The organism is Actinomadura madurae (assembly GCF_900115095.1).
Lineage (GTDB): Bacteria > Actinomycetota > Actinomycetes > Streptosporangiales > Streptosporangiaceae > Spirillospora > Spirillospora madurae.
The window spans coordinates 443,255-467,003 of sequence record NZ_FOVH01000005.1; the positions used below are offsets into that span (position 1 = coordinate 443,255).

Annotated in this window: 17 protein-coding genes; 10 read left to right on the forward strand and 7 right to left on the reverse strand. The window is 75.1% G+C overall.

The window, feature by feature from the left end; all coding sequences use genetic code 11:
• Window positions 1-15: 15 nt before the first annotated feature.
• The 3 genes from BM339_RS18160 to BM339_RS18170 all read left to right on the forward strand — a co-directional run bounded on the left by BM339_RS18160 (window position 16) and on the right by BM339_RS18170 (window position 5,728).
• Window positions 16-1,287: a metal-dependent hydrolase family protein gene (locus BM339_RS18160; RefSeq protein WP_021596675.1), complete on the forward strand. Its 1,272-nt coding sequence runs from the start codon at window positions 16-18 to the stop codon at window positions 1,285-1,287.
• On the forward strand, window positions 1,284-2,765 hold the full coding sequence (locus BM339_RS18165) for an MFS transporter (RefSeq protein WP_021596674.1): 1,482 nt from the start codon (window positions 1,284-1,286) through the stop codon (window positions 2,763-2,765). The genes BM339_RS18160 and BM339_RS18165 overlap by 4 nt, the downstream gene beginning before the upstream one ends.
• Window positions 2,766-2,854: 89 nt before the next feature.
• Window positions 2,855-5,728: an AfsR/SARP family transcriptional regulator gene (locus BM339_RS18170; protein WP_075021601.1), complete on the forward strand. Its 2,874-nt coding sequence runs from the start codon at window positions 2,855-2,857 to the stop codon at window positions 5,726-5,728.
• Between the two features lie 40 nt (window positions 5,729-5,768).
• Here BM339_RS18170 and BM339_RS18175 read toward each other — a convergent pair whose 3' ends face one another.
• Both BM339_RS18175 and ligA read right to left on the reverse strand, forming a co-directional pair.
• Window positions 5,769-6,323, reverse strand: coding sequence for a hypothetical protein (locus tag BM339_RS18175; RefSeq protein ID WP_021596672.1), 555 nt, complete (start codon window positions 6,321-6,323; stop codon window positions 5,769-5,771).
• A gap of 117 nt (window positions 6,324-6,440) precedes the next feature.
• A complete protein-coding gene (gene ligA / locus BM339_RS18180; protein ID WP_021596671.1) occupies window positions 6,441-8,432 on the reverse strand; it encodes an NAD-dependent DNA ligase LigA in 1,992 nt (663 codons plus the stop codon).
• A 94-nt stretch (window positions 8,433-8,526) separates the two neighbouring features.
• Here ligA and BM339_RS18185 point away from each other — a divergent pair, with 94 nt between their 5' ends.
• The 5 genes from BM339_RS18185 (at window position 8,527) to BM339_RS18205 (ending at window position 14,541) form a co-directional block, all read left to right on the forward strand.
• Window positions 8,527-10,128, forward strand: a complete 1,602-nt coding sequence (locus BM339_RS18185; RefSeq protein WP_256255389.1) for a bis-aminopropyl spermidine synthase family protein — start codon at window positions 8,527-8,529, stop codon at window positions 10,126-10,128.
• 395 nt (window positions 10,129-10,523) lie between these two features.
• The gene (locus tag BM339_RS18190; RefSeq protein ID WP_021596669.1) at window positions 10,524-11,078 is read left to right on the forward strand and encodes an LmbU family transcriptional regulator; all 555 of its coding nucleotides are present in this window, start codon (window positions 10,524-10,526) and stop codon (window positions 11,076-11,078) included.
• Between the two features lie 249 nt (window positions 11,079-11,327).
• Window positions 11,328-11,660, forward strand: coding sequence for a GNAT family N-acetyltransferase (locus tag BM339_RS18195; RefSeq protein WP_075021602.1), 333 nt, complete (start codon window positions 11,328-11,330; stop codon window positions 11,658-11,660).
• A 46-nt stretch (window positions 11,661-11,706) separates the two neighbouring features.
• Window positions 11,707-12,633 (forward strand): phytanoyl-CoA dioxygenase family protein, encoded by a 927-nt coding sequence (locus tag BM339_RS18200; RefSeq protein WP_021596667.1) that lies wholly within the window; start codon window positions 11,707-11,709, stop codon window positions 12,631-12,633.
• A gap of 3 nt (window positions 12,634-12,636) precedes the next feature.
• Entirely contained in the window at window positions 12,637-14,541 is a 1,905-nt protein-coding gene (locus BM339_RS18205) for an ABC transporter ATP-binding protein (RefSeq protein WP_075021603.1), read from the forward strand.
• Between the two features lie 2 nt (window positions 14,542-14,543).
• On the opposite strand, the gene BM339_RS18210 is transcribed toward BM339_RS18205, so the two are convergent.
• On the reverse strand, window positions 14,544-15,455 hold the full coding sequence (locus BM339_RS18210; protein ID WP_083597734.1) for an arginase family protein: 912 nt from the start codon (window positions 15,453-15,455) through the stop codon (window positions 14,544-14,546).
• A 127-nt stretch (window positions 15,456-15,582) separates the two neighbouring features.
• Here BM339_RS18210 and BM339_RS18215 point away from each other — a divergent pair, with 127 nt between their 5' ends.
• Both BM339_RS18215 and BM339_RS18220 read left to right on the forward strand, forming a co-directional pair.
• Window positions 15,583-16,740: a YcaO-like family protein gene (locus tag BM339_RS18215; protein ID WP_021600459.1), complete on the forward strand. Its 1,158-nt coding sequence runs from the start codon at window positions 15,583-15,585 to the stop codon at window positions 16,738-16,740.
• Window positions 16,737-17,507 (forward strand): TfuA-like protein, encoded by a 771-nt coding sequence (locus BM339_RS18220; protein ID WP_143118490.1) that lies wholly within the window; start codon window positions 16,737-16,739, stop codon window positions 17,505-17,507. The genes BM339_RS18215 and BM339_RS18220 overlap by 4 nt, the downstream gene beginning before the upstream one ends.
• A gap of 2 nt (window positions 17,508-17,509) precedes the next feature.
• On the opposite strand, the gene BM339_RS18225 is transcribed toward BM339_RS18220, so the two are convergent.
• From BM339_RS18225 to BM339_RS18240, 4 genes are read right to left on the reverse strand one after another with little or no spacing between them, the layout of a single operon-like run.
• On the reverse strand, window positions 17,510-18,826 hold the full coding sequence (locus BM339_RS18225) for a hypothetical protein (RefSeq protein WP_075021605.1): 1,317 nt from the start codon (window positions 18,824-18,826) through the stop codon (window positions 17,510-17,512).
• Window positions 18,823-20,235 carry an asparagine synthase-related protein gene (locus tag BM339_RS18230; RefSeq protein WP_075021606.1) on the reverse strand — a complete coding sequence of 471 codons (1,413 nt, stop codon included), beginning with the start codon at window positions 20,233-20,235 and terminating at the stop codon, window positions 18,823-18,825. The genes BM339_RS18225 and BM339_RS18230 overlap by 4 nt, the downstream gene beginning before the upstream one ends.
• Window positions 20,232-22,067: an alpha/beta hydrolase family protein gene (locus BM339_RS18235; RefSeq protein ID WP_143118491.1), complete on the reverse strand. Its 1,836-nt coding sequence runs from the start codon at window positions 22,065-22,067 to the stop codon at window positions 20,232-20,234. The genes BM339_RS18230 and BM339_RS18235 overlap by 4 nt, the downstream gene beginning before the upstream one ends.
• Window positions 22,064-23,485, reverse strand: coding sequence for an asparagine synthase-related protein (locus BM339_RS18240; RefSeq protein WP_075021608.1), 1,422 nt, complete (start codon window positions 23,483-23,485; stop codon window positions 22,064-22,066). The genes BM339_RS18235 and BM339_RS18240 overlap by 4 nt, the downstream gene beginning before the upstream one ends.
• Window positions 23,486-23,749 lie beyond the last annotated feature (264 nt).

Below are 23,749 nucleotides of genomic sequence, written 5' to 3' on the forward strand. Positions count from 1 at the left end.
TCTAGCGTCGCCGCCATGCAGACCTCCGAAGCCGCCGCCCTGCGGATCCATCGGGTCCGCCTCATCGACGGCGTGAGCGACGAGGTCGTCGAGGACGCGGTGCTCGAATCCGACGACGCGGGCCGCATCACCTACGCCGGCCCCGCCGCGGGAGCCCCGCCGGCGCGGCCCGGCGCGACCGAGATCGACGGCGAGGGCGGCACTCTGCTGCCCGGCCTCTTCGACTGCCACACCCATCTCGGCATGCCCTCGGACCGGTCGGTCTTCGAGGCGGCGCTGATGAGCGACCCGGTGCTCACCGCCCTGGACACCGTCGACCGCCTGGAGCGCACGCTGCGGGCGGGCATCACGTCGGTCCGCGACCTCGGCGCGCTCCCGGCCGGGTACCGCGAGGCGGTCGCCCGCGGGCGCGTCGCCGGACCGCGGATCCAGACCTCGATCGCCGTCATCGGCCACACCGGCGGCCACGCGGACCCCACGCTGCCGAACGGCAGGAGCCTCGACCTCGACGCCTGCGTCATCGCGGACGACGCGACCGGGGCGCGGGTCGCGGTGCGCGAGCTGGTGCGCGCCGGCGCCGACGTGCTCAAGATCTGCACGAGCGGCGGCATCACCAGCGCCGCCGACGACCCCGACGACCAGGACCTGCTGGACGAGGAGATCCGGGCCGTCGTCGACGAGGCGGAGCGGCACGGCGGCCGGGCCGTCGCCTCGCACGCCCAGGGCCGGGCGGGCATCCTGTCCGCCCTCCGCGGCGGCGTCCGCTCGGTCGAGCACGGCTTCGGGATCGACGACGAGGGCTGCGACCTCCTCGGCGAGCGCGGCGCGTTCCTCGTGCCGACCCTCTCCGCGGTCTTCCAGCCGCTCGACCCCGCGACCACCACGCCGTGGCGCTACCAGAAGAAGCTGCGCTGGAACGCGATCGCCAAGGAGAACATCGCCCGCGCGATCGAGCGGAAGGTGCCGATCGCGGCGGGCACCGACGCCGGGATCACGCCGCACGGCGAGAACCCGTTCGAGCTGTGGTGCCTGGTCGAGCTCGGGATGGCGCCCATGGACGCCGTCCGCGCCGCCACCGCGGCCGGCGCCCGCCTGCTCGGCGTCGACGACCGGCTGGGCGTTCTGCGGCCGGGCCACCTCGCCGACGTCGTGCTGTGCGCGGACGATCCGCTCCGCGACATCCGGGCGCTCGGCGACCCCTCCCGCATCACCCTCGTCGCCCAGCAGGGCGTCGTCCGCGCCACCCGTCTCGGCGACGGTCTCCAAGCGGAGGGACAGCACTCATGACCGATCTCGGCTCCACCGCCACGGACGGCAGGCGCACGGCAGCGCTCCACAACGGATGGACGCCCAAGGTCGCCTCCTATGTCGCGATCCTCATCCTCGTCAACGTCATGGTCGACAGCGTCGTCACGGCGCCGACCTTCGTCCTCCCCCATCTGGCGCGGGCCTTCGACACCACCCAGTTCGCCTGGATCGGGTCGAGCGCCATGCTCGCGGGCGCCATGTGGGCGCCGCTGCTGGGCAAGAGCGCGGACATCCACGGCAAGCGCCGGGTGCTCGTGATCACGCTGCTCGTCGCCGCGGCCGGCGGGCTCGTGTGCCTGTCCGCGCCGCACCTCACCGTGTTCGTGCTGGGACGGCTCCTCCAGGGCGCGGCCGTGGCGGCGCTCTTCCTCTCGATCGCCATCATCCGCGACATCTGCGCCAGGAAGTTCTCGATGGTGGTCACGGGCGTCGTCACGGCCGGGTCGGCCGTGTTCGGCATCGTGACCCCGTTCGTCCTGGAGCCGGCGATCGACGTCTTCGGCTGGCGGTCCGTCTTCGTGATCTCCGCGTCGTTCGCGGCGGCCGCCGCGCTGCTGACCCGCCTCGTCGTCCCCGACACGCGGCAGCGGACGCCCGGCACGGTCGACGTCGCGGGCGCGCTCGTCCTCGGCGGCGGCATCGCGGGCGTCCTCGGCTACATCAGCCTCGGGCAGGTCCTCGGCTGGGCGGGCCCGGTTCCGCTCCTGGTGCTCGCGGCCGGGGCCGCCGCCCTGGTGTACTGGCGCGCCGTTCTCAGCCGCAAACCGGAACCCATCATCGACATCCGCGGCATCTCTCTCACGCTCGGGCTCGGGCTGCTCGTGGTCGTCATGGGCACGGGCGCCTACCAGAGCAAGCTGCAGCTGATCAGCATGCTCGTGGAGACCTCGCCCGACGAGGGGCTGGGATACGGGCTCGCCAGCCCCCTCGCCCTCGGGCTGATGTTCGGCGTCCCGTCCATCGGCATCGCGCTGGGCGGCGTCGGCTCCGGCGCCATCGCCACCCGCGTCGGCCCGGCGTGGTGCCTCGCGGTGGCCATCCTGACCGGAACGACCGGCACCGCGCTGATGTACTTCGGTGACGGCCCGAGCCACCTCGCCGTCGCCGTGCCGGCCTCGTTCCTGCTCAGCCTGACCGCCGGCAATCTCGTGACCTCCGGGTTCAACCTGGCATCGATCCTCGCCCCGCGGGAACGGCAGGCCACGGTCTCCGGACTGGTCATGGTCATGGTCGCCATCGGATCGGTGACGATGAACTTCGTCGGATCCGCCATCCTCGGCGAGACGGCCGTCGTCGTCGACGGCGAGAAGGTGAACTCGGTGACCGGCATCTACGTCTACATCGCCACGATCGGCGGCGTGTTCGTCCTGGCCGCGATCCCGGCGCTGTTCCTGGTCCGCGCGATGCGCGGCCGGACCGGCGCCGGCACGGAGACCTCCTCCGTCGGCCACCTCTGATCGGACCCGCGTCCCCTGGAGGGCGTGCGGCGTCCAATGGCAATGACAAAGAGTGTTCGATCAGTAGCTCAACGTCATACCATCAGGTCGTGGAGGGCGTTCGCTACGAGTTCAGGCTCCTCGGGCCGCTGGAGGTCCGGCGGGACGGGGTCCCGGTGCCGATCGGCGCGGCCAAGCTCCGGCTGCTGCTGGCGTCGCTGCTCGTCGACGCCGGCCGCGTCGTCACCCTCGACACGCTGGTGTACCGGCTGTGGGGGGAGGCGCCCCCCGGCCGGCCCCGCAATGCTCTGCAGAACTACGTCCTGCGCCTGCGCCGTGCGTTCGGAGAGGACGGCGGCCGGGTGGTGGTGTCCCATGCGCTGGGCTATTCGATCGCGGTCGATCCGGACGCGATGGACCTGCACCGGTTCGCGGCGCTGGTGAGCCGTGGCCGCGCCGCGTTGCAGGACGGATTCCCAGAGCGGGCGGCGGGCCCGCTGCGAGAGGCACTGGACCTGTGCCAGGGCGAACCGCTTTCGGACCTGCCCCCCGGCCTGCTGCCCGATGTCGTCGCGATGCTGGCCGAGCAGCGCCTGGACGCGCTGGAGCTGAGGATCGACGCCGATCTGGCGCTGGGCCGGTTCCACGAGGTGGTGCCGGAGCTGCGGGCGCTGGTCGGGGCGCACCCGCTGCGGGAGCGGTTCTGGGCGCAGCGGATGCGGGCGCTGTACCTGTCCGGGCGCCGGGGAGAAGCGCTGGAGTGCTACCGCACCGTCGCCTCCCTGCTCGCCGACGAGCTGGGCGTCGATCCTGGGGCCGACCTCCAGGCCCTGCATCTGGCCATGCTGGCGGAGCGTCCCGGGCCGGACCTGACCCCGGTGCGTCGACGGCCGGCGCGGGGAAACCTTCCCGCCGAGACGAACTCCTTCGTCGGACGCGAAGACCAGCTCGCGCGGACGCTGCGGACACTGGAGGAGGCCCGGCTGGTCACCCTGACCGGGGTCGGCGGTGTCGGCAAGACCCGGCTCGCGTTGCGGGTGGCGGCCGAAGCCGCTCCCGCCTTCGCCGACGGCGCCTGGCTCGCGGACCTGGCGCAGCTGGTGCCGCGCACCGAGGCCGAGCAGCTCTACCGGACGATCGCCGAGTCGCTGGGCCTGCACGACCATTCGCCCCGGTCCCCCGCCGACGCCGTCGCCGACCATCTGCGGGACCGGCGCCTGCTGCTCGTCCTGGATAACTGCGAGCACCTGGTCGAGGAGGTCGCCGCACTGGCACAGCGGCTGCTGTGCGCGGCCCCGGCACTGCGGATCCTCGCCACCAGCCGGGAACGGCTCGCCGTGCCGGGCGAGCACGTCCTGCTGGTCCCCGGCCTCGCGTTGCCGCCCGGAACAGGCGAATCGGACGAGGGCCGCTCGGAGGCGCTGCGCCTCCTGCTGGACCGCGCCGCCGCGTCCGCCCCGGAGTTCGGCGTCACCGACCGCAACCGCGGCGCGATCGTGCGGCTGTGCCGGCTCCTTGACGGCATCCCCCTGGCCATCGAACTGGCCGCGGTGCGGCTGAGCTCGATGGCGGTCGAGGAGATCCTGGACCGCCTGGACGACCGGTTCCAGCCGCTGTCGGCGTCCCCCGCCCGCGCCCGCGGCCGCTACCGGCGGACCCTGCGGGCGGTGATCGGCTGGAGCCACGGGCTGTGCACCGAGGGCGAGCGCCTGCTGTGGGCGCGGCTCTCGATCTTCTCCGGCGGGTTCGACCTGGAGGCGGCGGAGGCGGTGTGCGCGGGCGGCGGCGTCACCCCCGCCGAGGTGGCGGACCTGCTCGCCGGCCTCGTGCACAAGTCGATCGTCATGGCCGACGGCACCGAGGGCAGGACCCGCTACCGCCTGCTGGAGACCATCCGCCGGTACGGTCGCCAGCAGCTGCGCGAGGCGGGGGCCATCGACGAGTTCCGTCTCCGGCACACCCGTCACTACCGGGACCTGACGCTCCGCGCGGCGGCCCACTGGTGCGGCCCGGACGAGGTCGACTGGCTGTGCCGGCTGCGCCGCGACCTGCCCGACCTGCGCGGGGCGCTGGAGTCGTGCGCCACAGGCCCGGGTCCGGCCGCCGCCGGCCTGGACATCGTGATCAATCTGCTCCGGACGCGGTTCTGGTTCTTCAGCGGCACGCTGGGAGAGGCGCGCCACTGGCTGGACCAGCTGTCCACGGCCCGGCCCGGGGACGCGCCGGACGAGCGGGAGACGGCCGCGGCGGCGATGCGGGCCTTCCTGATCATCGTCCAGGGCGACCGCCGCGCGGTGCCGGAGGCGATCGCGGCGTGCCGGGCGGCCGCGGCGGCGCACCCCTGCGCGCCCGCCGTCTACGTCGAGGGCGTCCACGCCCTGCTCCGCGGCAACGACGCGCGCTCCATCGCCCTGCTCGCCCGTGCCCGTGCGGAGTTCCTCGCCGCCGGCCAGGCCGGCGACGCCCACATGGCCACCATGTTCTGGGCCATGGCCGCCGCCTACCTGGGCGACCGGGACACCGCCGTCCACGCTCGCGACGTCTACGGCACCGAAGCCGAGACGACGGGAGCGGCCTGGGCCGCCTCCTGGGCCCTGTGGACGGCCGGTCTCGCCGAACTCCGGCACGGCGAGCCGTCGCGCGCGCTGGCTCCGCTGCGCGAGGCGCTGGTACGCCAGCACGCCATAGGCGATGACTGGGGACCTGTCTGGGACGTGGAGGCCCTGGCGTGGACGGCCGCCGCCATCGGACAGCACCACCGGGCCGCCGTCCTGCTGGGCGCAGCGCATCGGCTACGGCAGGCGACCGGGGTCACGCTGACCGGCCTCAAGCCGTTCCAGGCCGCCCACGCCGAGGCCGCGCGGCTGATCCGCGGCGCGCTGACGCGGGAGGCCTACGCGCAAGCCTGGCACCGGGGATCGGCCGACGACGACGGCGTCGGGCTGGCGCTGACGATGGTGGACGAGATCATCGGTTCCCTCTGAACCGCGGCGCACGCGTGGGCGTGCGCCGCGGCCTAGTGCGTCACCACCACTGATTGCAGAAGGTCTTGCCGTCGGTCCGTGAGCAGGCGCGGAATCTCAGCGACGATCCCTTCTCGGTGCGCGCCGCCGGGGTCGAGACTTCCTGGCCGTCCGCGGTGACCACGAACGGGCCGCACTGCAGCCACCGGCCTCCGCCCCGGGTGACGTCCATCCAGACGGCGTCCCCCCGCTTGGTCTCCCGGCCGATGTGCGCCCAGCCGTGCTGGATGCCGTTGATCCTGCCGACGCGCAACTGCACGCGCCGGGCGCTCGTCGTGCCGGCCCGGTGCCAGTGCGCGACGAAGTCGAAGCCGGGCCCGGGCTTCCACCAGTTCGCGCAGTCGGCCGGGGACGCCGGCCGGGCGGAGGACGTGCGGGCGGCCGTTCCGGCGGCGGTCGCGCCACCCGCCGGAACGGCCGCGAGGACCAGCACGGTGCCGGTCAGGAGTGCCGGGGCGACGTACCGGCGGATGCTCCGGCTCCCCCGCCGGGGGGCCGCCGTGAGGGTGGCGACGCTTCCGGAGCGTGTGGTGAGGTCGCGGTCTTTCTCGCGCATCGAGATCTCCGATCTGTGGGTCGGGCGCGGCTCGGACGCTGCCCACGCTCGCTCGATGCGCTATCGCCCCGGTCACTCCCCGGTCACACGCCGCACCGGCGTGAGGTGACGGTGCGGTCAGATGACGCCGGCCTCGGCCAGCCAGCGCCACAGCTCGTCCTGGTGGACGACGGTGACCCCGAGCTTCTCGGCCTTGCCGGTCTTGGCGGCGCCGACGTTGTCGCCGGCGAGCAGGTAGTCGGTCGTGGACGAGACCGACGAGGCGGTCACCGCGGCGGCCTGCTCGACCAGGCGGGTGACGTCCGGCCGGCTGATCTTGGCGCCCGAGCGCGGGTCGGTGAAGGCGCCGGTGATCACGACCGACTTGCCCTTGAGCGGCGAGTCGCCGGCGGCCGCCGCGTCGACCGGGCGGTCCTCGTCCAGGACGTCGAGGTTCACGCCGCGCTCGCGCAGCGCCGCGATCTCCTCCCGCACGTCCGCGCGGGCGAAGAAGGCCACGACGCTCTCGGCGGCCTTCGGCCCGATGTCGCGGATCGCCACCAGGTCGTCGACCGTCGCCGCGGCGACGTCCTCGATGCGCTCGTACCCGGCCAGGCACAGGCGCTTGGCCGTGCCCTCGGACGCCATCGGGATCGCCAGGCCGATCAGCGCGCGGCGCAGCCCCATCCCCTTGGAGGACGCGATCGACTCGACCATGTTCCGGGCGCTGACCTCGCCCATCCGCTCGTAGCCGAGCAACTGCTCGGCCGTCAGGTCGTAGAAGTCGCTGCGCCGCCGGAGCACGCCCTCCTCGGCGAGCTTCTCGATCCAGGTGTCGCCGACGCCCTCCATGTCGGCCGCCGGACGCGAGGCCCAGTGCATCAGCCGGCGCGTCGCCTGGGCAGGGCACTGCAGGTTCACGCACCAGCGCTCCTCGCCGGTGCCGCGGACCTCCAGCTCCGACCCGCACGACGGGCAGTGCTCCGGCGGGACGATCTCGACCTCGCTCCCGTCACGCCGCTCCGGCAGCGACCGGCCGGCGAACGGGATCACGTCGCCGCGCCGCACGACCGCGACCGTGTCGCCGATCCGCAGGTCGCGCTCGCGGATCAGCCGCGGGTTGTGCAGGGTGACGTTCTCCACCGTCACGCCGCCGACGAACACGGGGGCGACCTTCGCGCGCGGCGGGACGCGGCCGATCTTGCCGACCGGCCACTCCACCGACAGCAGCGTCGTCAGCTTCTCCTCCGGCGGGTACTTGAACGCGATCGCCCCGCGCGGCTCGGCGCTGTTGAATCCCGCGGCGTCGAACGCCGCCGGCTCGTGCAGCCGGACGACCGCGCCGTCGATGTCGTAGTCCAGCCCGTCGCGGCGGTCGCCGATCTCGTGGATCGCGTCCAGCACCTCGCCGGCGTCCGCGCACACGTACTGGGCGACCGGCTCGAACCCGGCCGGGATCTCCACGGCGGCGCCGTCGCGGTCGGCGCCGAACGCGTAGAACCGCAGCAGCCGCTTGGCCTTCGCGGCGGCCTCCGGGTCCTTGAGCACCAGCGTCCCGGCGGCGCCCGAGCGGGGGTTGGTCAGCGTGCGTTCGGGGTGCGCCTCGTTGTAGGCCGCCCAGACCGACCGCAGCATGACGGCCTCGCCGCGCACCTCGACCCGGCCGGGAGCCTCGATCTCGGCCGGCAGGCCCGGGATCACGTGGCGCACCTTCTCGGTGACCAGCTCGCCGACCGCGCCGGTGCCGCGGGTGGCGACGTAGTCGAGCTTCCCGCCGGTGTAGACGATGCTGAGGGAGAGCCCGTCGAGCTTCTCCGAGACGCGGAAGACCTGGCCGCCGAACCGCTCGCAGAATGTGCGGATCTGCGCCTCGTCCGTCGCCTTCGCCAGCGAGAGCATCGGACGCGCATGGCGCACGGTCGGCCCGGTGAGCTCCGCCGGCGCGTTGACCTTGTCGAGCGGGCTGTCGGCGGGTTCGAGCCCGGGGTGCTCGGCGACGAGCGCCGCCAGCTCGTCCTTGAGCGCGTCGTAGTCGGCGTCCGGCAGGGGGCTGTCGCCGGCGCCGTAGTACAGGTCGTTCAGCCGCCTGACCTCGGCGGTCAGCTCCAGGATGCGCTTTTCGACGTCCACCCTTCGATTAAACGCGACGGCACCGACAGTCTCCGCCCTCCAGCGGCGCCCGCGCCGGGCCGCCGGGGCCCGCGGGGCTGGATAGCATCTCCGGGTGGACGATGGGGAGACGGCGGCCGGGCTGCCGGTCGCGGACATGGACCCGCGGCGGATCCATACCGCGCTGAGCCTGCTGGCGGACCGGCGGTGGTGGACCCTCGGCGAGCTGGTCCGGGAGACCGGGGCGCCGCGGCGCTCGGTGGAGTCGCTGCTGGCCGGGCTGTCGCTGGAGCGTGCCGGCGGCGACCGGTTCCGCCTCACCCCCGAGCAGAGCGGCGAGATCGCCGGCGTGCTGCGCACCGGCCACCGTCCGCTCGACCCGGCCGATCCCGTGGGGCACCTGCTGGCCGAGCACGCCGGCGTGGTCGAACGCGTGGCCGGGCTGATCGAGCGGGCGCCGCGGGCGCGGCACGTGCTCGACCACGTGTCGGCGACGCCGGAGACGGTGGTGCGGCGCGCGCTGCTGCTGGGCGCGCGGTTCTGGCTGCCGGGCACGCGGCTGCTGTGCGTGGGCGACCACGACCTGACCTCGCTGGCGGTCGGGCTGGTCCACCCCGGCGTGCAGACCACCGTGGTGGACGTAGACGAGCGGATCCTGGCCTACATCGACGCGTGCGCCGCCGAGCTGGGCGTGGACGTCCGCACCCGCTGGGCCGATCTGAGGCTGGGGCTCCCGCCGTCGGCCGCCGCGTCCGCGGACCTGGCGGTGACCGACCCCCCGTACACGCCCGAGGGCGTCGGGCTGTTCGTGGCGCGGGCCGTGCAGGGCCTGCGGGACCAGGGGCGGGGAAGGGTCCTGCTCGCCTACGGGGCGAGCGACCGCACCCCGATGCTCGCGCTGAAGGTGCAGCAGGCGCTGCAGGACCTGAACCTGGTGTCCGAGGCCGTCTACCCGGATTTCAACCGCTATCTCGGCGCGGAGGCGATCGGCTCGCGCGCCGACCTGTACGTCCTGCGGCCGACCGGCAGGACCCTGCCCGCCGCCGACGCCCGTGCCGACCGGTTCGCCACGGCCATCTACACCCAGGGGCCGCAGGCGGTCGAGGCCCGGACCGCCGCGCCGGTCTCGGCCGACGACATCGCCGGCCTGGAGCCGGACGTCCTGGTCGGCGACTGGCCGAAGGGGACGCTCGCGCAGGTGCCGCGGGTGCGGTTGACGACCTGGCTGGCGAAGCCGTACGCGGCGCGGGTGCGGCGGGCGGCCGTCGCGCTCCCGCCGGGGCTGGAGGCGGCGCTGGTCCGGGTGCTGCTGGCCACCCGCGCCGAGCAGGTGCGGGTGTTCCTGCCCGAACCCCCGGACGACCTCTCGGACGACCTCTCGGCCGAGGCCGAGCTGCTGGCGGGCGTGTACGAGCTGACCCGGCGCGGCCCGGCCGTCGAAGCGGTTCGCGTCCCGCCCGGTGGAGACGACCCGGCGCGCCGGATCGTCCGCGCCGTCATGGACCGGGCGCATGGAAAGATCGTCAACGTCTGGCGGGACGCGCTGATCGACCTGCACGACGGCCTGACGAAGCGCCAAGCCCGCGCCGTCGTGGCCGAGGCCGCGCCGTGGGCGCGGGACGTCACCCTGCTGGAGGTGCCGGCCCACCGGCTGCGCGAGCTTCCCGGCGCCGTCCGCTCGTCCCTGGACCTCGTCCCGGCGGCGTCGGCCGGGTAGCGCAAGGGCGCGGGCCGCGATCCGCGAGGTCAGGTACCGCGGGGGTTCCCGCCGCCCGCCCGGGACGGTCACGCTGCCGGACCCTCCGTGCGCGCTGCGCACCGATTGGTTCATCCGGGTTCGGCCGGACGCCCTTGAAGTTAAGATCCACTCGTTATTAGCATCGGACCATGATCACGGTCTTACCGCCGTACCGGTGACCTTTTCCTACAGATTTTAAATATGCCCGGCCGCATGACGGGCCGGCATATCGAGCGGTCCCCCGGACCGCACGTCGGTTGATGTCCCTGACTTGACGTGAAACATCGTCCGAAACGATCTGACAGCGGGGAGAAGAGACGGGTATGAAGGTTGTTTCGGAAACCAGCAGGCGCCTGTCACTGGATCGTCGGGCGATGACCAAGCGGACCAGCCTGCTGCTCCCGGAAGAACTGTCGATCGAGTCCTGGGTGAGCATCGGGCAGGAGATCTCCGTCATCGCGGACGCGTCGTCGTGGTGGCTGGGCGACTGGCTCGTCTACGGCCAGGAGATGTACCCCGGGCGGTACCGCCGCGCGATGAAGGGGACGGGGCTGTCCTACCAGACGCTGCGCAACTACGCGTGGATCGCCCGCCGTTTTCCCATGTCCCGTCGACGGGACACGCTCAGCATGCAGCACCACGCCGAGGTGGTGGCGCTCCCCGACGCCGAGCAGGACGAATGGCTCGACCGGGCCGCACTCGACGGCTGGTCGGTCACCGAGCTGCGCCGGCGGCTGCGGGCCGCGCGGCAGAACCGGCCGGCGGACGCCGCCGCCGACCCCACCTTCATCCTCCGGGTGAACGTGGACGCCGAGCGGCAGCGGCGGTGGGAGGAGGCGGCGGAGCAGACCGGCGCCGACCTGACCCGCTGGGTGTGCGACGCCCTGGACCGGGCCGCGGTGAACGTGCTGGAAAACGACGACAAATGACGTGAGCCGAGAATTCGAGGCGCCATCTGGCGATGGCGCTCCCATGACGGGAGGCCGATTCTGTCCCGGGTACGACCGCTGCGTAAAGAGGACATCGACCCGGTCCTCAACCTGTGGGGCCATCTCGGCGCCGAGGACATCGAACTGATCTCCTATGACCGCTGGGGGCCCGGTGTCCCCGTTCCCGCGAGGCCGGACGTCGCGGAGGTCGAGGCGCTCACCACCGATCCGCACACCGGGGTCACGGCATTGCTGGAGGACATGTTGTCGCCCGCGTCGCCGCATTTCTGTTTCGTGGCCGACGCGGACGGCGGGCCGGTCGGCTTCGTCACCGGCATGGTCGGGCCGATCGGGCTGTTCGAGAACCGCGCGGGCCGGATCGAGGACCTCTTCGTGCTGCCCGCCCACCGGCGCCGCGGCCTCGCCACCGAGCTGGTGGACGCGGCGGTCGCCGAGCTCGGCCGCCGAGGCGTGGTCGTCTACAACGTCGAGGTCCCGCACGACTGGCGCGCCGGCCTGGCGTTCTGGCGGCGCCGCCGGCACTGGAAGCAGGACGCCGTGGTGTTCTCCCGCTACGACTGAGCCCGCCGGTCGCGGCCCCCAGATCGACCAGCGGAGGAGGAGTGCCATGGCAGAGGTGACGAGGCTGACGGCGCCCGCGCGCGCGGCGGGCGCGGCGATCCGGGAGCGGATCAGGCGGGACGGCTTCGTCGTCCTGAAGGGGCTGCTCCCGCCCGGGGAGGTGACCGGCCTGCGCGGGCTGGTGGCGGGCGTCCTGGCGGATCACGGGCACCTCAAGGACGGCGCCCCGCCGGACGACCTGGTCCCCGACGCCAACCGGCGCGACGGCAGCCCCGGCTGGTGGCACATGTACGAGGACCTCCAGCGGCTGGAGGCGATGCACCGGCTGGCGCACCACCCGGCGCTGACCGGGCCCGCGCGGGCGACGGTGGGCGGGCGGCTGCTGAACCATCCCCGCCGCTACCTCAGCCTGGTCCCGCCGGGCTTCCGGATCCCGCCGCACCAGGAGTACCTGCAGATCCAGGGGACGCCGGACGTGCTGACCGCGTGGATCCCGCTGACCCGGTCCGGCCCGGACACCTGCGCGCTCCGGGTCCTGCGCGAGTCCGGGCCGCGGCGGGTGCGGCCGCTGACCACCCTGCCCGCGCCCTTCGGCGGCGCCGAGGCCGAGGCGCCGCCCGCGGACGACCCGGCCTGGTGGGTGGGGACGGACCTGGTGCCCGGCGACGTCGTCCTGCTGCACGGCCTCACCGTGTGGGGCTGCGACGAGAACCGGTCGCCCGGCCTGGCGGGGTCGCTGTGGGCCCGCTACCAGCCGGCGCGGCTCCCGGTGTGCCGGGCGTCGCTGCATCCGCACCACTACCCGCGGCTGCCCGGGTGGAAGGCCCTCACGCGCGGCTGGTCGTCCCGGCGCTGGGTGCGGACGCCGTGGCCCCGCAGGGAGGCGCCGTTCGTGCTGGCCCGGACGCTGGAGGACTGGCATCGGGAGGTGCCGCCGCCCGCGGCGGAGCTCGTCGATGTGATCGGCCCCTGACGGGTGCGCGCGGCTGGGCGCCTGCGCGGCCTGCGCGTCTCGGTCCGGCGCGCCGGCGCGACGGTGGCCGCGATCCTGCGGCTGGCCTGGCGGGCGTCTCCATCGCTGGTCGTCGTGGTGGTCGCGCTGGCGGTGGTGTCGGCGCTGGTGACGCCGGTGACGCTGGTGCTGGTGCGGCTGGTCGTCGACGCGTGGGTGGACGGCGCCGAGGCGGTGGCGGTCCCGCTGGTGGCCGCGATCGCCGTGGTGAACGCCCTCGGCACGGTGACGCAGGCGCTGCTGGCGATGAAGCAGGAGGAGCTGGCGGCCCGCATCGGGGTGACGGCCGAGCAGCGGCTGCTGGACGTCGCGGCCGGGGTCCCGCTGACCCGGTTCGACGAGTCGCGGTGGTACGACGCGGTGGCGCGGGCCGAGGACGACATCGACTGGCGGCCGGAGCTCGCGATGGCGACGGCGCTGCGCTTCCTCGGCATCGTGACGGCGATCGGCGGGCTGGCCGCCATCGTCGGGACGCTGCAGGCCGGGATGCTGGCGCTCGGCGTGCTCGCCGCCGTGCCGATGCTCGTGCACCGGCGCGTCAAGGCGCGCACGCTCTACCGCGTCCGGCGGGAGAACACGATGCGGGCCCGGCGGCGCGACTACCTCGTCGAGGTGCTGCTGCGGCCCGAGCTGGCGAAGGACGTGCGCGGCTACGGGCTGGGCGGCGCGTTCGCCCGCGGGCACGCGGAGGTCGCGGACGAGATGCTGCGCCGCGAGCTGGCGGTGCAGCGCCGCAACGTCGCCTGGTCCGTGCTCGCGGGGGTGCTGAGCGCGGCCTGCCTGCTCGCCGCCTACCTGGTGGCGGGACGGCACGCGGTGGGCGCCGGGGTGTCGGCCGGTGAGCTGTTCCTGGCGTTCACGGCCTTCGCCACCCTCACCACCAGCGTGGTCGACCTGTTCGGGATCGCCGTCGACCTTGAGGAGCACTCGGCGTACCTGGCGGAGTACTTCGAGCTCGTCGACGGCGTGCCGCCGGCCGCCGCCTCCCGGCCGTCCCGCCACGTGCCCGCCCCACCGCCGGAGACGCCGCCGGAGACGCCGCCCGGCATGGCGCCGTCCATCGAGTTCCGCGACGTCTGGTACACCTACCCGACCGGCGTCCCGGCGCTGCGCGGCCTGTCGTTCACGGTCGAGTCGGGCGAGCTGGTCGCGCTGATGGGGGAGAACGGCGCGGGCAAGTCCACCGTCGTCAAGCTGCTGCTCGGCCTGCTGGAGCCGGACGCGGGCGCCGTCCTGGTCGGCGGCGCGGACGTCCGGGACCTCGGCGAGGAGCGCGTGCGCGCGCTCGTCGGGGTGCTGTTCCAGGAGTTCGGGCGGTACGAGTTCTCCATGGCCGAGGGCGTGCGGCTCGGCCGGGTCGGCGAGGAGCTGGACCGGGACCGCATGTGGCGGGCGCTGGACGTGACCGGGCTGCGGCCGGTCGCCGACCGGCTCCCGCAGGGCGTGGACACCCCGGTCGGCCGCCAGTTCCCGGGCGCGCGGGAACTGTCGGGCGGGCAGTGGCAGCGCTTGGCCCTCGCCCGCGTCGTGTACCGGGACGCGCCCGTGTGGATCCTGGACGAGCCCACGGCCGCGCTCGACCCCACCGCCGAGGCCGGCTTCCTGCGGCACCTGCGGCGCGACGGCGGCCCGCGCACCGTCGTGCTCGTCACGCACCGGCTGGACAGCGCGCGGATCGCCGACCGGATCCTGGTGATGCGCGACGGGCGGCTCGCCGAGGAGGGGACGCACGAGGAGCTGCTGCGCTCCGGCGGCGTCTACGCCGCCCAGCGCGCCGCCTTCGAGGAGGCCGCGGGCGACGTCCGCGCCATGCGGGCGGGACCGGCCGGGCCGCCGGGGCGGGGCGAACCGGGCGGGCGTCCCGCGTGAGGTCAGGCCGGGGCGGGGACGGCTCCGGGTGAGATCCCGGCGGCGCGTCCGGCCAGCACCTCGGTCAGCAGGCGGGCGGCGACGAGCGCCGTGGCGCCGCCGGTGTCGCGGCCGGGGACCAGGCCCACGATGTCGAGCCCGGCGAGGTCGACGTGCCGGGCCAGCATCCGGACGACGCCGAGCACCTCGCGGGTGGTGAGGCCGCCTGGCTCGGGGACGGCCACCGCGGGGGCGAAGGCGGGGTCGAGGACGTCCAGGTCGACGGACAGGTACACGGGCGCCGAGACCACCGAGACGATGCGGTCCAGGAACGGCGCGGCGCCCATCTCCTCCATGTCGGCCATGCTCCAGTACTCCGCGCCGGTCCCGGCGCCCCACCGCAGGTCGCCGCGGGTCGCGCCGAAGCCGCGCAGGCCGATCTGGAAGACGCGGGCCAGGTGGTCCCGCTCGATCATCCAGCGGACGGCGCCGGTGGCCGGGTCGCCGGTCGCCAGCCCCGCCGAGGCGGCGAGCCGGACGAGCGTGAGGGGCCGTCCGGCCGCGCCCGCCGCCGCGGCGACGGCGGGCGCGGACGCGGCCGGGCCGCCGCCCAGCACGGCGAGCAGGGCGGCGTTCGCCCGGATCCGCGCCAGCCGCTCGGCGACCGCGCCGGGCCCGCCGGACGGGACGTTCAGGTCGCCGGCGTCGACGACCCGCAGCCGGTCGAAGATCTCGGTGTCGGTGGCCGGGTCGTAGGCGGCGGGCATCGGGCGGGCGGCGCGGCGGATCGCTCCGGGCCCGTCGTCCGGCGCCTCGGACGTGCCGCCCGCGCCCGGCGGCACGCCCACCACAGCGGCGTCGGCGCGCTCCCCGCCCGCCGTTCCGTCCGGTGCACACGGCAGTCCGGCGAAATTGCAGGTGCCCGGCGAATCCATCTGCCACCCTCTTTTCCTGACGCCCTGGCCCGGTGCGGAAATCTACGATAAACCAAAGGAAAGCATTTCCCGGCGAAGCAGGTGGAAAATAGCTATCTCCGGATTTCCGGACGCGCTGTCGACAGAAGTGCGCAAGACGTTTCGCGGCGGCACCGACCGGGCCGTCGCGCTGGAGGAGTCGCTGGCCAGGGCGACCGCATTGGCCGAGGTCGCGGGCATCACCCGGCTCGCCGACATCACCGGCCTGGACCGCCTCGGCATGCCCGTCCACACGGCGATCCGCCCGGCGGCGCGCAGCCTCGCCGCGTCCCAGGGAAAAGGCCTCCTGCCGGAAGCGGCGAAAGTGTCGGCGTTGATGGAGTCGCTGGAACTGTGGCACGCCGAGACCCATCATCTGCCATTCCGTTTCGATTCGGCGGCGGACCTGCGCGCCGCGGGCGAGGCGGTGGCGGAGGTCGAGGACCTCGTCCACTGCGCGTGCGGGAAGTTCCGTCCGGGCCTTCCGATGCGCTGGGTGCTCGGCCACGATCTGCCGTCGGGAACCGCGACCTGGGTGCCCTACGAGGTGGTGCACTGCGACTGGCGGCTCCCGGAGGTGTACGGCGAGCACGCGTTCGTCAACGGCTCCAACGGGCTCGCGTCCGGCAACACGCTGATCGAGGCCACCGTGCACGGGCTGTGCGAGGTGATGGAGCGGGACGCGGTCGCCGCGTTCGAGGACCTGGGCGAGGCCGGGGAGGCGGACCGGCGGGTCCGCGCCGGCTCCGTCGGCGACCCCGACTGCCGCGCCCTGCTCGACCTGCTGCGCGCCAGCGGCGTCGAATCGGTGATCTTCGACTGCACCTCCGACCTCGGCCTCGCCACCTTCGTCTGCTGGATGGTCGAGGTGGACCCGCCCTGGTACCACCCGCTGCCCCAGGCGCAGGGGGCGGGCGCGCACCCGCGCCGGGAGATCGCGCTGCTGCGCGCGCTGACCGAGGCCGCGCAGGCGCGCGCCAGCGTCATCGCCGGCTCCCGCGACGACATCGGCTGGGAGCGCTACCGGTGGTACTTCGACCAGCGGGAGCGCGCGGACATCGCGGGCACGCTGGCGCTTCCCGAGCGGCGGGACTTCGCGAGCATCCCGCACGCCGACCACGAGACGTTCAACGCGGACCTGGAGTGGCTCCTCGAACTGCTGGCCAAGGCGGGCGCCCGGCAGGCCATCGCCGTCGACCTCACCATGGCGGGCATCGGGCTGCCGGTGGTGAAGGTCGTCGTCCCCGGGCTGCGGTGGCGGCCGTGAGGCGGCGGCGGGGCGGGCCCGGCACGGTGGTGTTCGCCGGCCCCAGCCTGCCCGCGTCCACGGCGCGGGCGCTGCTGCCGCGCGCGGACGTGCGCCCGCCGGCCGCGCTCGGGGACGTGCAGGCCGCCGTGCGGGACGGCGCGGGCGTCGTGGTGCTGGTCGACGGCTTCTTCGAACGGGTGCCGGCCGTCTGGCACAAGGAGCTGATGTTCGCGCTGTCGCGCGGCGTGCGGCTGTACGGCGGCGCCAGCATGGGCGCGCTGCGCGCCGCCGAGCTGCATCCCTTCGGCATGATCGGGGTCGGTGAGGTGTTCCGCCGGTTCCGGTGCGGCGAGCTGACCGGCGACGACGAGGTGACGGTCCTGCACGCGACGGCCCGCGGCGGCCACCGGGCGCTGAGCGAGGCGCTGGTCAACATCCGCGTCACGGTCGAGGCGGCGGTGCGCGACCGGGTGGTCACATCGGACGTGGGGGCGGCGCTCACGGCGGCGGCGAAGGCCACCTACTACGCGGACCGCGCCTACGACCGGCTCCTGGACGACGCGGCGGACGCCGGCGTCGACCCGGCGGCCCTCGACGCCTTCCGGCGCTGGCTGCCCTCCGGGGCCGTCGACCAGAAGCGCGCCGACGCGCTCCGCGTGCTCTGGGCGGCCGCCGCGGACGCCGGCGCGCCGCCCCGACCGTCCTTCCCGTACGAGCGGACGTGGATCTGGCGGGACCTCATCGGTCCGGGCGCACCCCGGTCCGCCCGCCCTGACCAGGGCTAGTGTCAGGACGCCGTCGCGAGCCAGTCGTCCAGGAGCGCCAGGCGGCGCAGCACCGGCTCCGGGGTGCCCGGCGGCGGGACCGGTCCGTCCAACAGGCCCAGGTCGGCGCAGTGGCGGAACCCGCCCGGCGGCACCGCCGGCCGGTAGGCGTCGTCAGGGCCGGGAACGGGTGGCGCGACGGGCAGGTGCTCGCGGTGGCGCGGCGGCATCAGGCCCACCAGCGCGGCGCGCATCCGCTGGTACGGCACGGGCAGCGCGGGGTCGTACCGGCGGGCGAGGGGCATCGCCGACGCGCAGCGCACCACGCCGTCGTCGAGGAAGGGAAGGGCCCGCGGGGGTGCCGGCACCGCGGCGCCTCCGGGCTCGTCCACCAGGAAGGTGCCGTACCCGGCGACCACCCGCTCCTGGACGGCGATGCGCCGCAGGTACGCCGCCTCCACCACGGCGGGACGCGCCCTGGCGAGCGCGGCCGTCACATCGTCCAGCCAGGTCGTCGCCCAGGCTCGGGCCGCGTCGCGCGCCGCCGCCGACAGCCCCTCCGGAGGCGGGGCGGCCGGCACGGCGAGGTTGCTGACGGCGAGGCGCGCGGCGCCGCCGCGTCCCGGGCGGGCCCGGCCGCCGAGCACGGCGAGGCCGTCCGCGAGCGGTCCGGCGGGTCCCGAGGTCCGCCACGCGTCGCGCAGATACCCGGGCACGGCGCCGGGACCGAGATGCCGGGCCAGGAACCGCGGCGCGCCGAGCACCGCGTCCGCGCCGGACGGCGAGAGCAGGACGGTGGCGCCCTGGTCGGCGGCCAGCAGCGACGCCCGCGCGACGAACTCGGTGTGCCGGAGGTCGGGGGCCACCGGATTGCCCCGGCGGGGCGCCGGACGGAACCACCGCTCGGTCTCCACGATCTGCGCCATCGCGCCGCGCGCCACCTCCGCGATCGTCCGCTGGGACCGGGCGGCCAGGCTCGTCCCGTCCGCCGCGACCCCGTCGGCGACGATCACCAGCAGCTGGCGCCCGGAGCGGCGGCAGAGATCCGCCGCCCGCTCGGTCAGGACGGCCGAGGCGAGATCGTTCACATACAGCAGGGCGACGTGGTCGTGCCCTTCCACGCAATCGGCCACCGCCGACGCGAACCGGTCGCGCAGCGCCACCGGATCGCCCCCGGCGGCCTCCTCGGCGGCCTCGACCGGCCGCTCCCCCAGTGCTCCGCCCTCCCAGGGGGAGGCCGGATGGCAGCCCAGGGCCAGCGACGGCGCCGACAGGTACCGGGCCAGCCGCTCGGCGGACGGGCGCGGCACCGCCGTCACCGCGTCGAGGGCGCCGGTCATCCCGCCACCGCCCCGCGGTCCTCGGCGCCGCGGACCCAGATCTCGGCCGCCAGCGCCGCGGCCAGCTCGGCGGCGCCACCACAGCGGCGCCGCCAGTCGGGGCGCAGCAGCCCCAGGTCCACGCAGCGCTCCCCGTCGAGCGGGCAGGCCCGCCAGTAACGGTCGAACGACCGGTACATGTGCCGGCCGTAGGAGGGGATCACCCGCTCGATCCCGTCCGGCAGCAGGTCGGCCAGCAGCCGGTGCTCCCGCAGGGCCGGGTCCGGGTGGCCCGCCGAGTACCGCGCCTCGGGCGGCAGGTCGTGGGCGTACGCGGCGAACGACGGGTCGAGGAACGGGGACGCCTCCGGCAGGCCGGTGGCGGGCGGTGACACGTCGTACGGGAACAGCCGGTGCAGCGCGAAGGCGGCGGGCCAGGCCGCGTCGGCCCGTGCGATGGTGCGCGCCCCCTCCTCCCGAAGGGCGTCCGACCAGGTGCGCGCCGCCGCGGCCATCGGCGCGGTGAGCGGTCCCGGCCGCCCGCCCTCTCCGTCCTCTCCGCCGAGTCCCGTCCACGCCCAGAACAGGCGGGCCGCCCGGCCCCGGCCGGTGCGGGGCAGCACGGCCGCCAGCAGCTCCCCCGCCGGGAACCGGGGCGCCTCGCGGCCGTCCCTCCAGTACACGGCCAGGTCGTGCAGGGACCGCGACCGCAGGTACCGCGCGGCGAGGTAGGGCGTGGCCCGCAGCAGCCGTTCGCCGCCCGTGCCGTGCAGCAGGATCTCGGCGCCGGCTTCCGCGGCGACGATGGCCGTGCCGCTGCGGAACCGCGGGACCATCTCGAACCGGGGTCCGTGCTCGCTCCACTCCGGCTCGGGCCACCGGCCGGGGACGGCCGCGACCGCCAGGTGGCGGCAGCGCAGGCCGAGATGCTCCAGCAGCCGCTCCGACAGGTGCCGGGAGCGGCGCCCCAGGTCGTCGGCGTCGTCGACCGTCACGGCGAGCAGCGTGCGGCCCGTCCGGCGGCACACCCGGGCCGCCCGGTCCACCAGCGCGGCCGATTCCAGGTCACCGGCCAGGGCCACCGCCACCGCCTCGCGGTCGCCGATGACCCGTTCGAGGACGCTCTCGAACCGCTCCGCGAACTCGGGGGGCGCGGACCGGCCCGACGGGCGCGGCGGCGCGAACCGCACGCGGGCCGAGTCCGCCCACGGCGACTCCGGGAACAGGCCGCGGTCCAGGGCCTGCGGGGTGAAGCCGGCCGCCAGCCGGGCGACCGAGAACGGGCCGCCGGCGGCGGGCCGGCCGGTGAGCCCGCCGTCGCCGCGGCGGTACCGCGGGGCGGTCTCGAAGGCCGCGTCCGGCCGTGGCGGCCGCGCGTAGCGGAAGGCGGGCAGGGCGGCTCGTCCGTGGTCGCGCGTCGTCGGCGTCATCGTCGTCCTCGGTCCAGGTGTGCGGCGAGAAAGCGGGCGACCGCGCGGGCCAGCCGGACGCGGCCGCGCCGTCCGGCGATGCCGTGGCCCTCGTCGCGGAACAGCAGCGGCTCGGTGGGACGGCCCGCCGCGGCCAGCGCGGCGGCGAACCGCTCGGTGTGCCGGACGGGCACCAGCGGGTCCGCGCAGCCGTGCGCGAGCAGCACCGGCGTGTGGCAGGAGGCCGCGTGCCCGAGCGGGGAGCGGCGGGCCAGCCGGTCCCGGTCGCGGTCCGGATGCCCGACGCGGTGCAGGAAGTACCCGCGCGTCGGCAGCCGCGCGTCGCGGATGTGGGCCACGAAGTCGACCAGGTCCACCGGCGCGCAGACGGCCACCGCGCAGGCGAACAGCCGGGGGCGCATGGTCGCCGCGACGAGCGCCGCGTAGCCGCCGTACGACTGGCCGGCGATGGCGACGCGTCCCGAGGCGGCGTGGCCCTCGCGGACGGCCCAGTGCACGGCGTCCTCCAGGTCGTCCTGCGGCGCGCCGCCCCAGTCGCCGTCGGCGGCGTCCAGGAAGCGGGGTCCGCTGCCGTCCGAGCCGCGGAAGTTGACCTGGAGGCAGGTGTAGCCGTGGCCGGCGAGCCAGTGCGGGTCCGGCTGGAACTCCCACGCGTCCCGCGTCCAAGGGCCGCCGTGGACGCGCAGCACCATCGGCCCCGGTTCGGGGCCCGCCGTCCGGGGGCGGGTGAGGTAGCCGTCCAGCGTCCAGCCGTCCCTGGCCTCGAACGACACGGGACGCGGCGTGCCGAGCGTGCGCCGCCGCAGCGCCGGGTACGGGTCGCGCAGCGGTTCGCCGCGGCCCTCCTCGCGGTGCCACACGACGTGCGCGGGCGGGCTGTCGGCGCCGTCGAACCGCACCACCCAGGTCCGGTCGTTCCAGGACCTCGACACGATCTGCGGGTCGCCGGGGTTCATCCGCCGCAGCCCCTCCAGGGCGGCGCGGGCCTCGTCGTCGAGCGGGCGGTAGCGCGCCCGGGGGCCGGCGAACACCAGCAGTTGCGGCGCCCTGCTCCGCGGATGGGTCTCCACGTAGTCGAGGTCCGCGCCGTCCTGCGCGAAGACGGTCCGCTCCGCGCCGGAACCGAGGTCGACCGCGATGAGGCCCATGCGGCCGATCCCGGTCGGCGCCACGAACAGCAGCGCCCCGCCGTCCGCCGAGACCTCGACCGGATGCGTGGACAGCGCGGCGGGCGGCGGCACCTTGCGGACCACCGTCCAGCCGTCCCCGGACCGCGCCAGCACGTGCAGGACGCCGTCGTCGTCGAGCCTGGTCGCCGCGCGCAGCCGGTCGTCGCGGTCGAGGAACCACTGCCCGGCCTCGCCCGCCGCGTCGATCGGCACGGCGGCCCGGCCTGCGCCGGCGACGCGGTGGAGGACCAGGCGGCCGTCCGGGTCGCGCGCCGACAGCAGCGGCCCGAGTACGCGGTGGGTGTCGGGATCGACGAGGGTGAGGCCGGTCGCGCCCTCCGGGGTGACCTCGCCGCGCTTCCCGGTGGAGACGTCGACGGTGAACGCGCGGTCGCCGTCTCCGCCGTCGGCCAGGTAGAGCAGCGTGTCGCCGGACGGCAGCCAGCCGTGCGCCGTGATGCCGCGTTCCCGCGCCACGGTGCGCTCCACGCCGTCCAGGGCGCCGTCCACCACGCGGCGCACCGTGAGCGCCTCGCCGCGGCGGTGCCGGACGAGCTGGCTGACCCACGCGCCGTCCGCGCTCACGCCGATCTCCGTGACCGCCGGTTCGGCGAACAGTGCCCGCGCCGGGACGGCGCCCCGGCGGGCGGGGCGCACCCTCATGCCTCCACGCCGACCGGCTCGGCGCCGTGCTCCAGCGCCCCGGCGACCCACCGCTCGATGTTGCGCACGACGATCGGCAGCCGCAGGTGGACGCGTTCGAGGTCGAGCCTGTCCAGCGGGCGCAGCAGGCCCAGCCGCACGCACTCCAGCGGCCCGTCGGGGAGCACCTCCAGCGCGTGCCGCCGGAACTCGGGGTAGTAGTCCTGGCTGAAGGTCGGCAGGGCGCGGTGCGCGCGGGACGGGATCAGCCGGAAGTGCAGCGCCTTGTACCAGTGGTACGGGTACGGGCTGAGCCTGCGGAACCGGGCGGACGTCGGCAGGCCGAGCGCGTAGCCGAGGAAGGCGTCGTCGAAGAACGGGGAGCGCTGCGCGACCCCGGCGGAGAGCGGGTACGGGTCGAGGGCGAACGGGAAGCACAGGTCCCACATCGCGGCCTGCGTCCAGTCCCGGCCGTGGTCGCGTTCGGCGAACGTGGCGGCGCGCTCGTCCAGCCATTCCCTGCGGCGGACGCGGGCGATCTCCTGGTAGGGCGGCCGCAGGACGGGCTCGGGCAGGTCCCGGAGGAACGCCGACAGCTCGAACGCCGTGTAGAGCCGGCGGGACAGCCCCACCGGGAGCCGCGGCGCCGCGAAGGCGGCCAGCTCGGCGGCCGTGGCCGCCATCGACTCGCCGTTGACCGAGCCCCACAGGTAGGCGCGCAGGTCGCGCCACCGCCGCGACCGCGCGAGGTCGCGGGTCAGGTAGTGGCACGCGCCGAGGATCTCGTCGCCGCCCTCGCCCCAGAGCATCACCCCGGCGCCCATCTCCTCGGCGAGGTCCACCGAGGCCTGGAAGAGGCCGACGTAGTAGTCGTGGCGCGGGCCGGCGGGCGACCACGGCGGCTCCGGCAGGCTCCGCCACTCCGTCGGCACCACCGTGATGTCGAGGTCCAGGCCGAGGCCCCGCAGGGAGCGTTCGGCGACCATGCCCGTCGACCGGCCGAACTGGTCGCGCAGGCCCCAGGTGACGACGGCGAGCCTGCGGCCCTGCCGCCGGCACGCCTCGTGGGCGTGCCACAGCACGGCGGTGGAGTCGATGCCGCCGGAGAACATGACCACGACGGTGTCCGCGTCGCCCATCGACGCCTCGACCGCGGCGCGGAACCGGGCCGGCAGCTCGGCGGGGTCGGACGATCCCGGCGGCGGCAGCACCGGCGGGGCGTCGACCCGCCGCACCCCTTCCCACGGGCAGGCGGGCCGGAATTCCCCGTCCACCCACGGATTGGCGAAACTGGGCGCCAGCGAGGCCAGCGAGAACCTCCGGGCGGGCGCGATCTCCAGCGGATCGGCGGACCGCCGGCCGTCCGCCTCCGACAGGAAAAGGGGTCCGCCGGTGAACCGGGAGACCCCTTCCTCCTGAACGCGGTCAGGAGCTTTCATGGATTCAGCGGCTCCGGGTCGCCTTGACCGCCGCGACGATGTCGGAAAGCGCGCGCATGTTGCGCTTCACCACCGAGTCACGCTGCTGCGGAACGCCGACGAGCAGCATGTTCCCACCGCAGCCACGGGTTCCGCCGCAGCTGTCCTTGGGCTTCGAACTGTGCCCCATACGGTTCCTTCCTCTCGGGCGCGACCGAGCCCCGGAATGGCACGGCCATCCTTTCCGGATGCTAATGACCGGGACCGCGGCGGCCTACCCTTCAC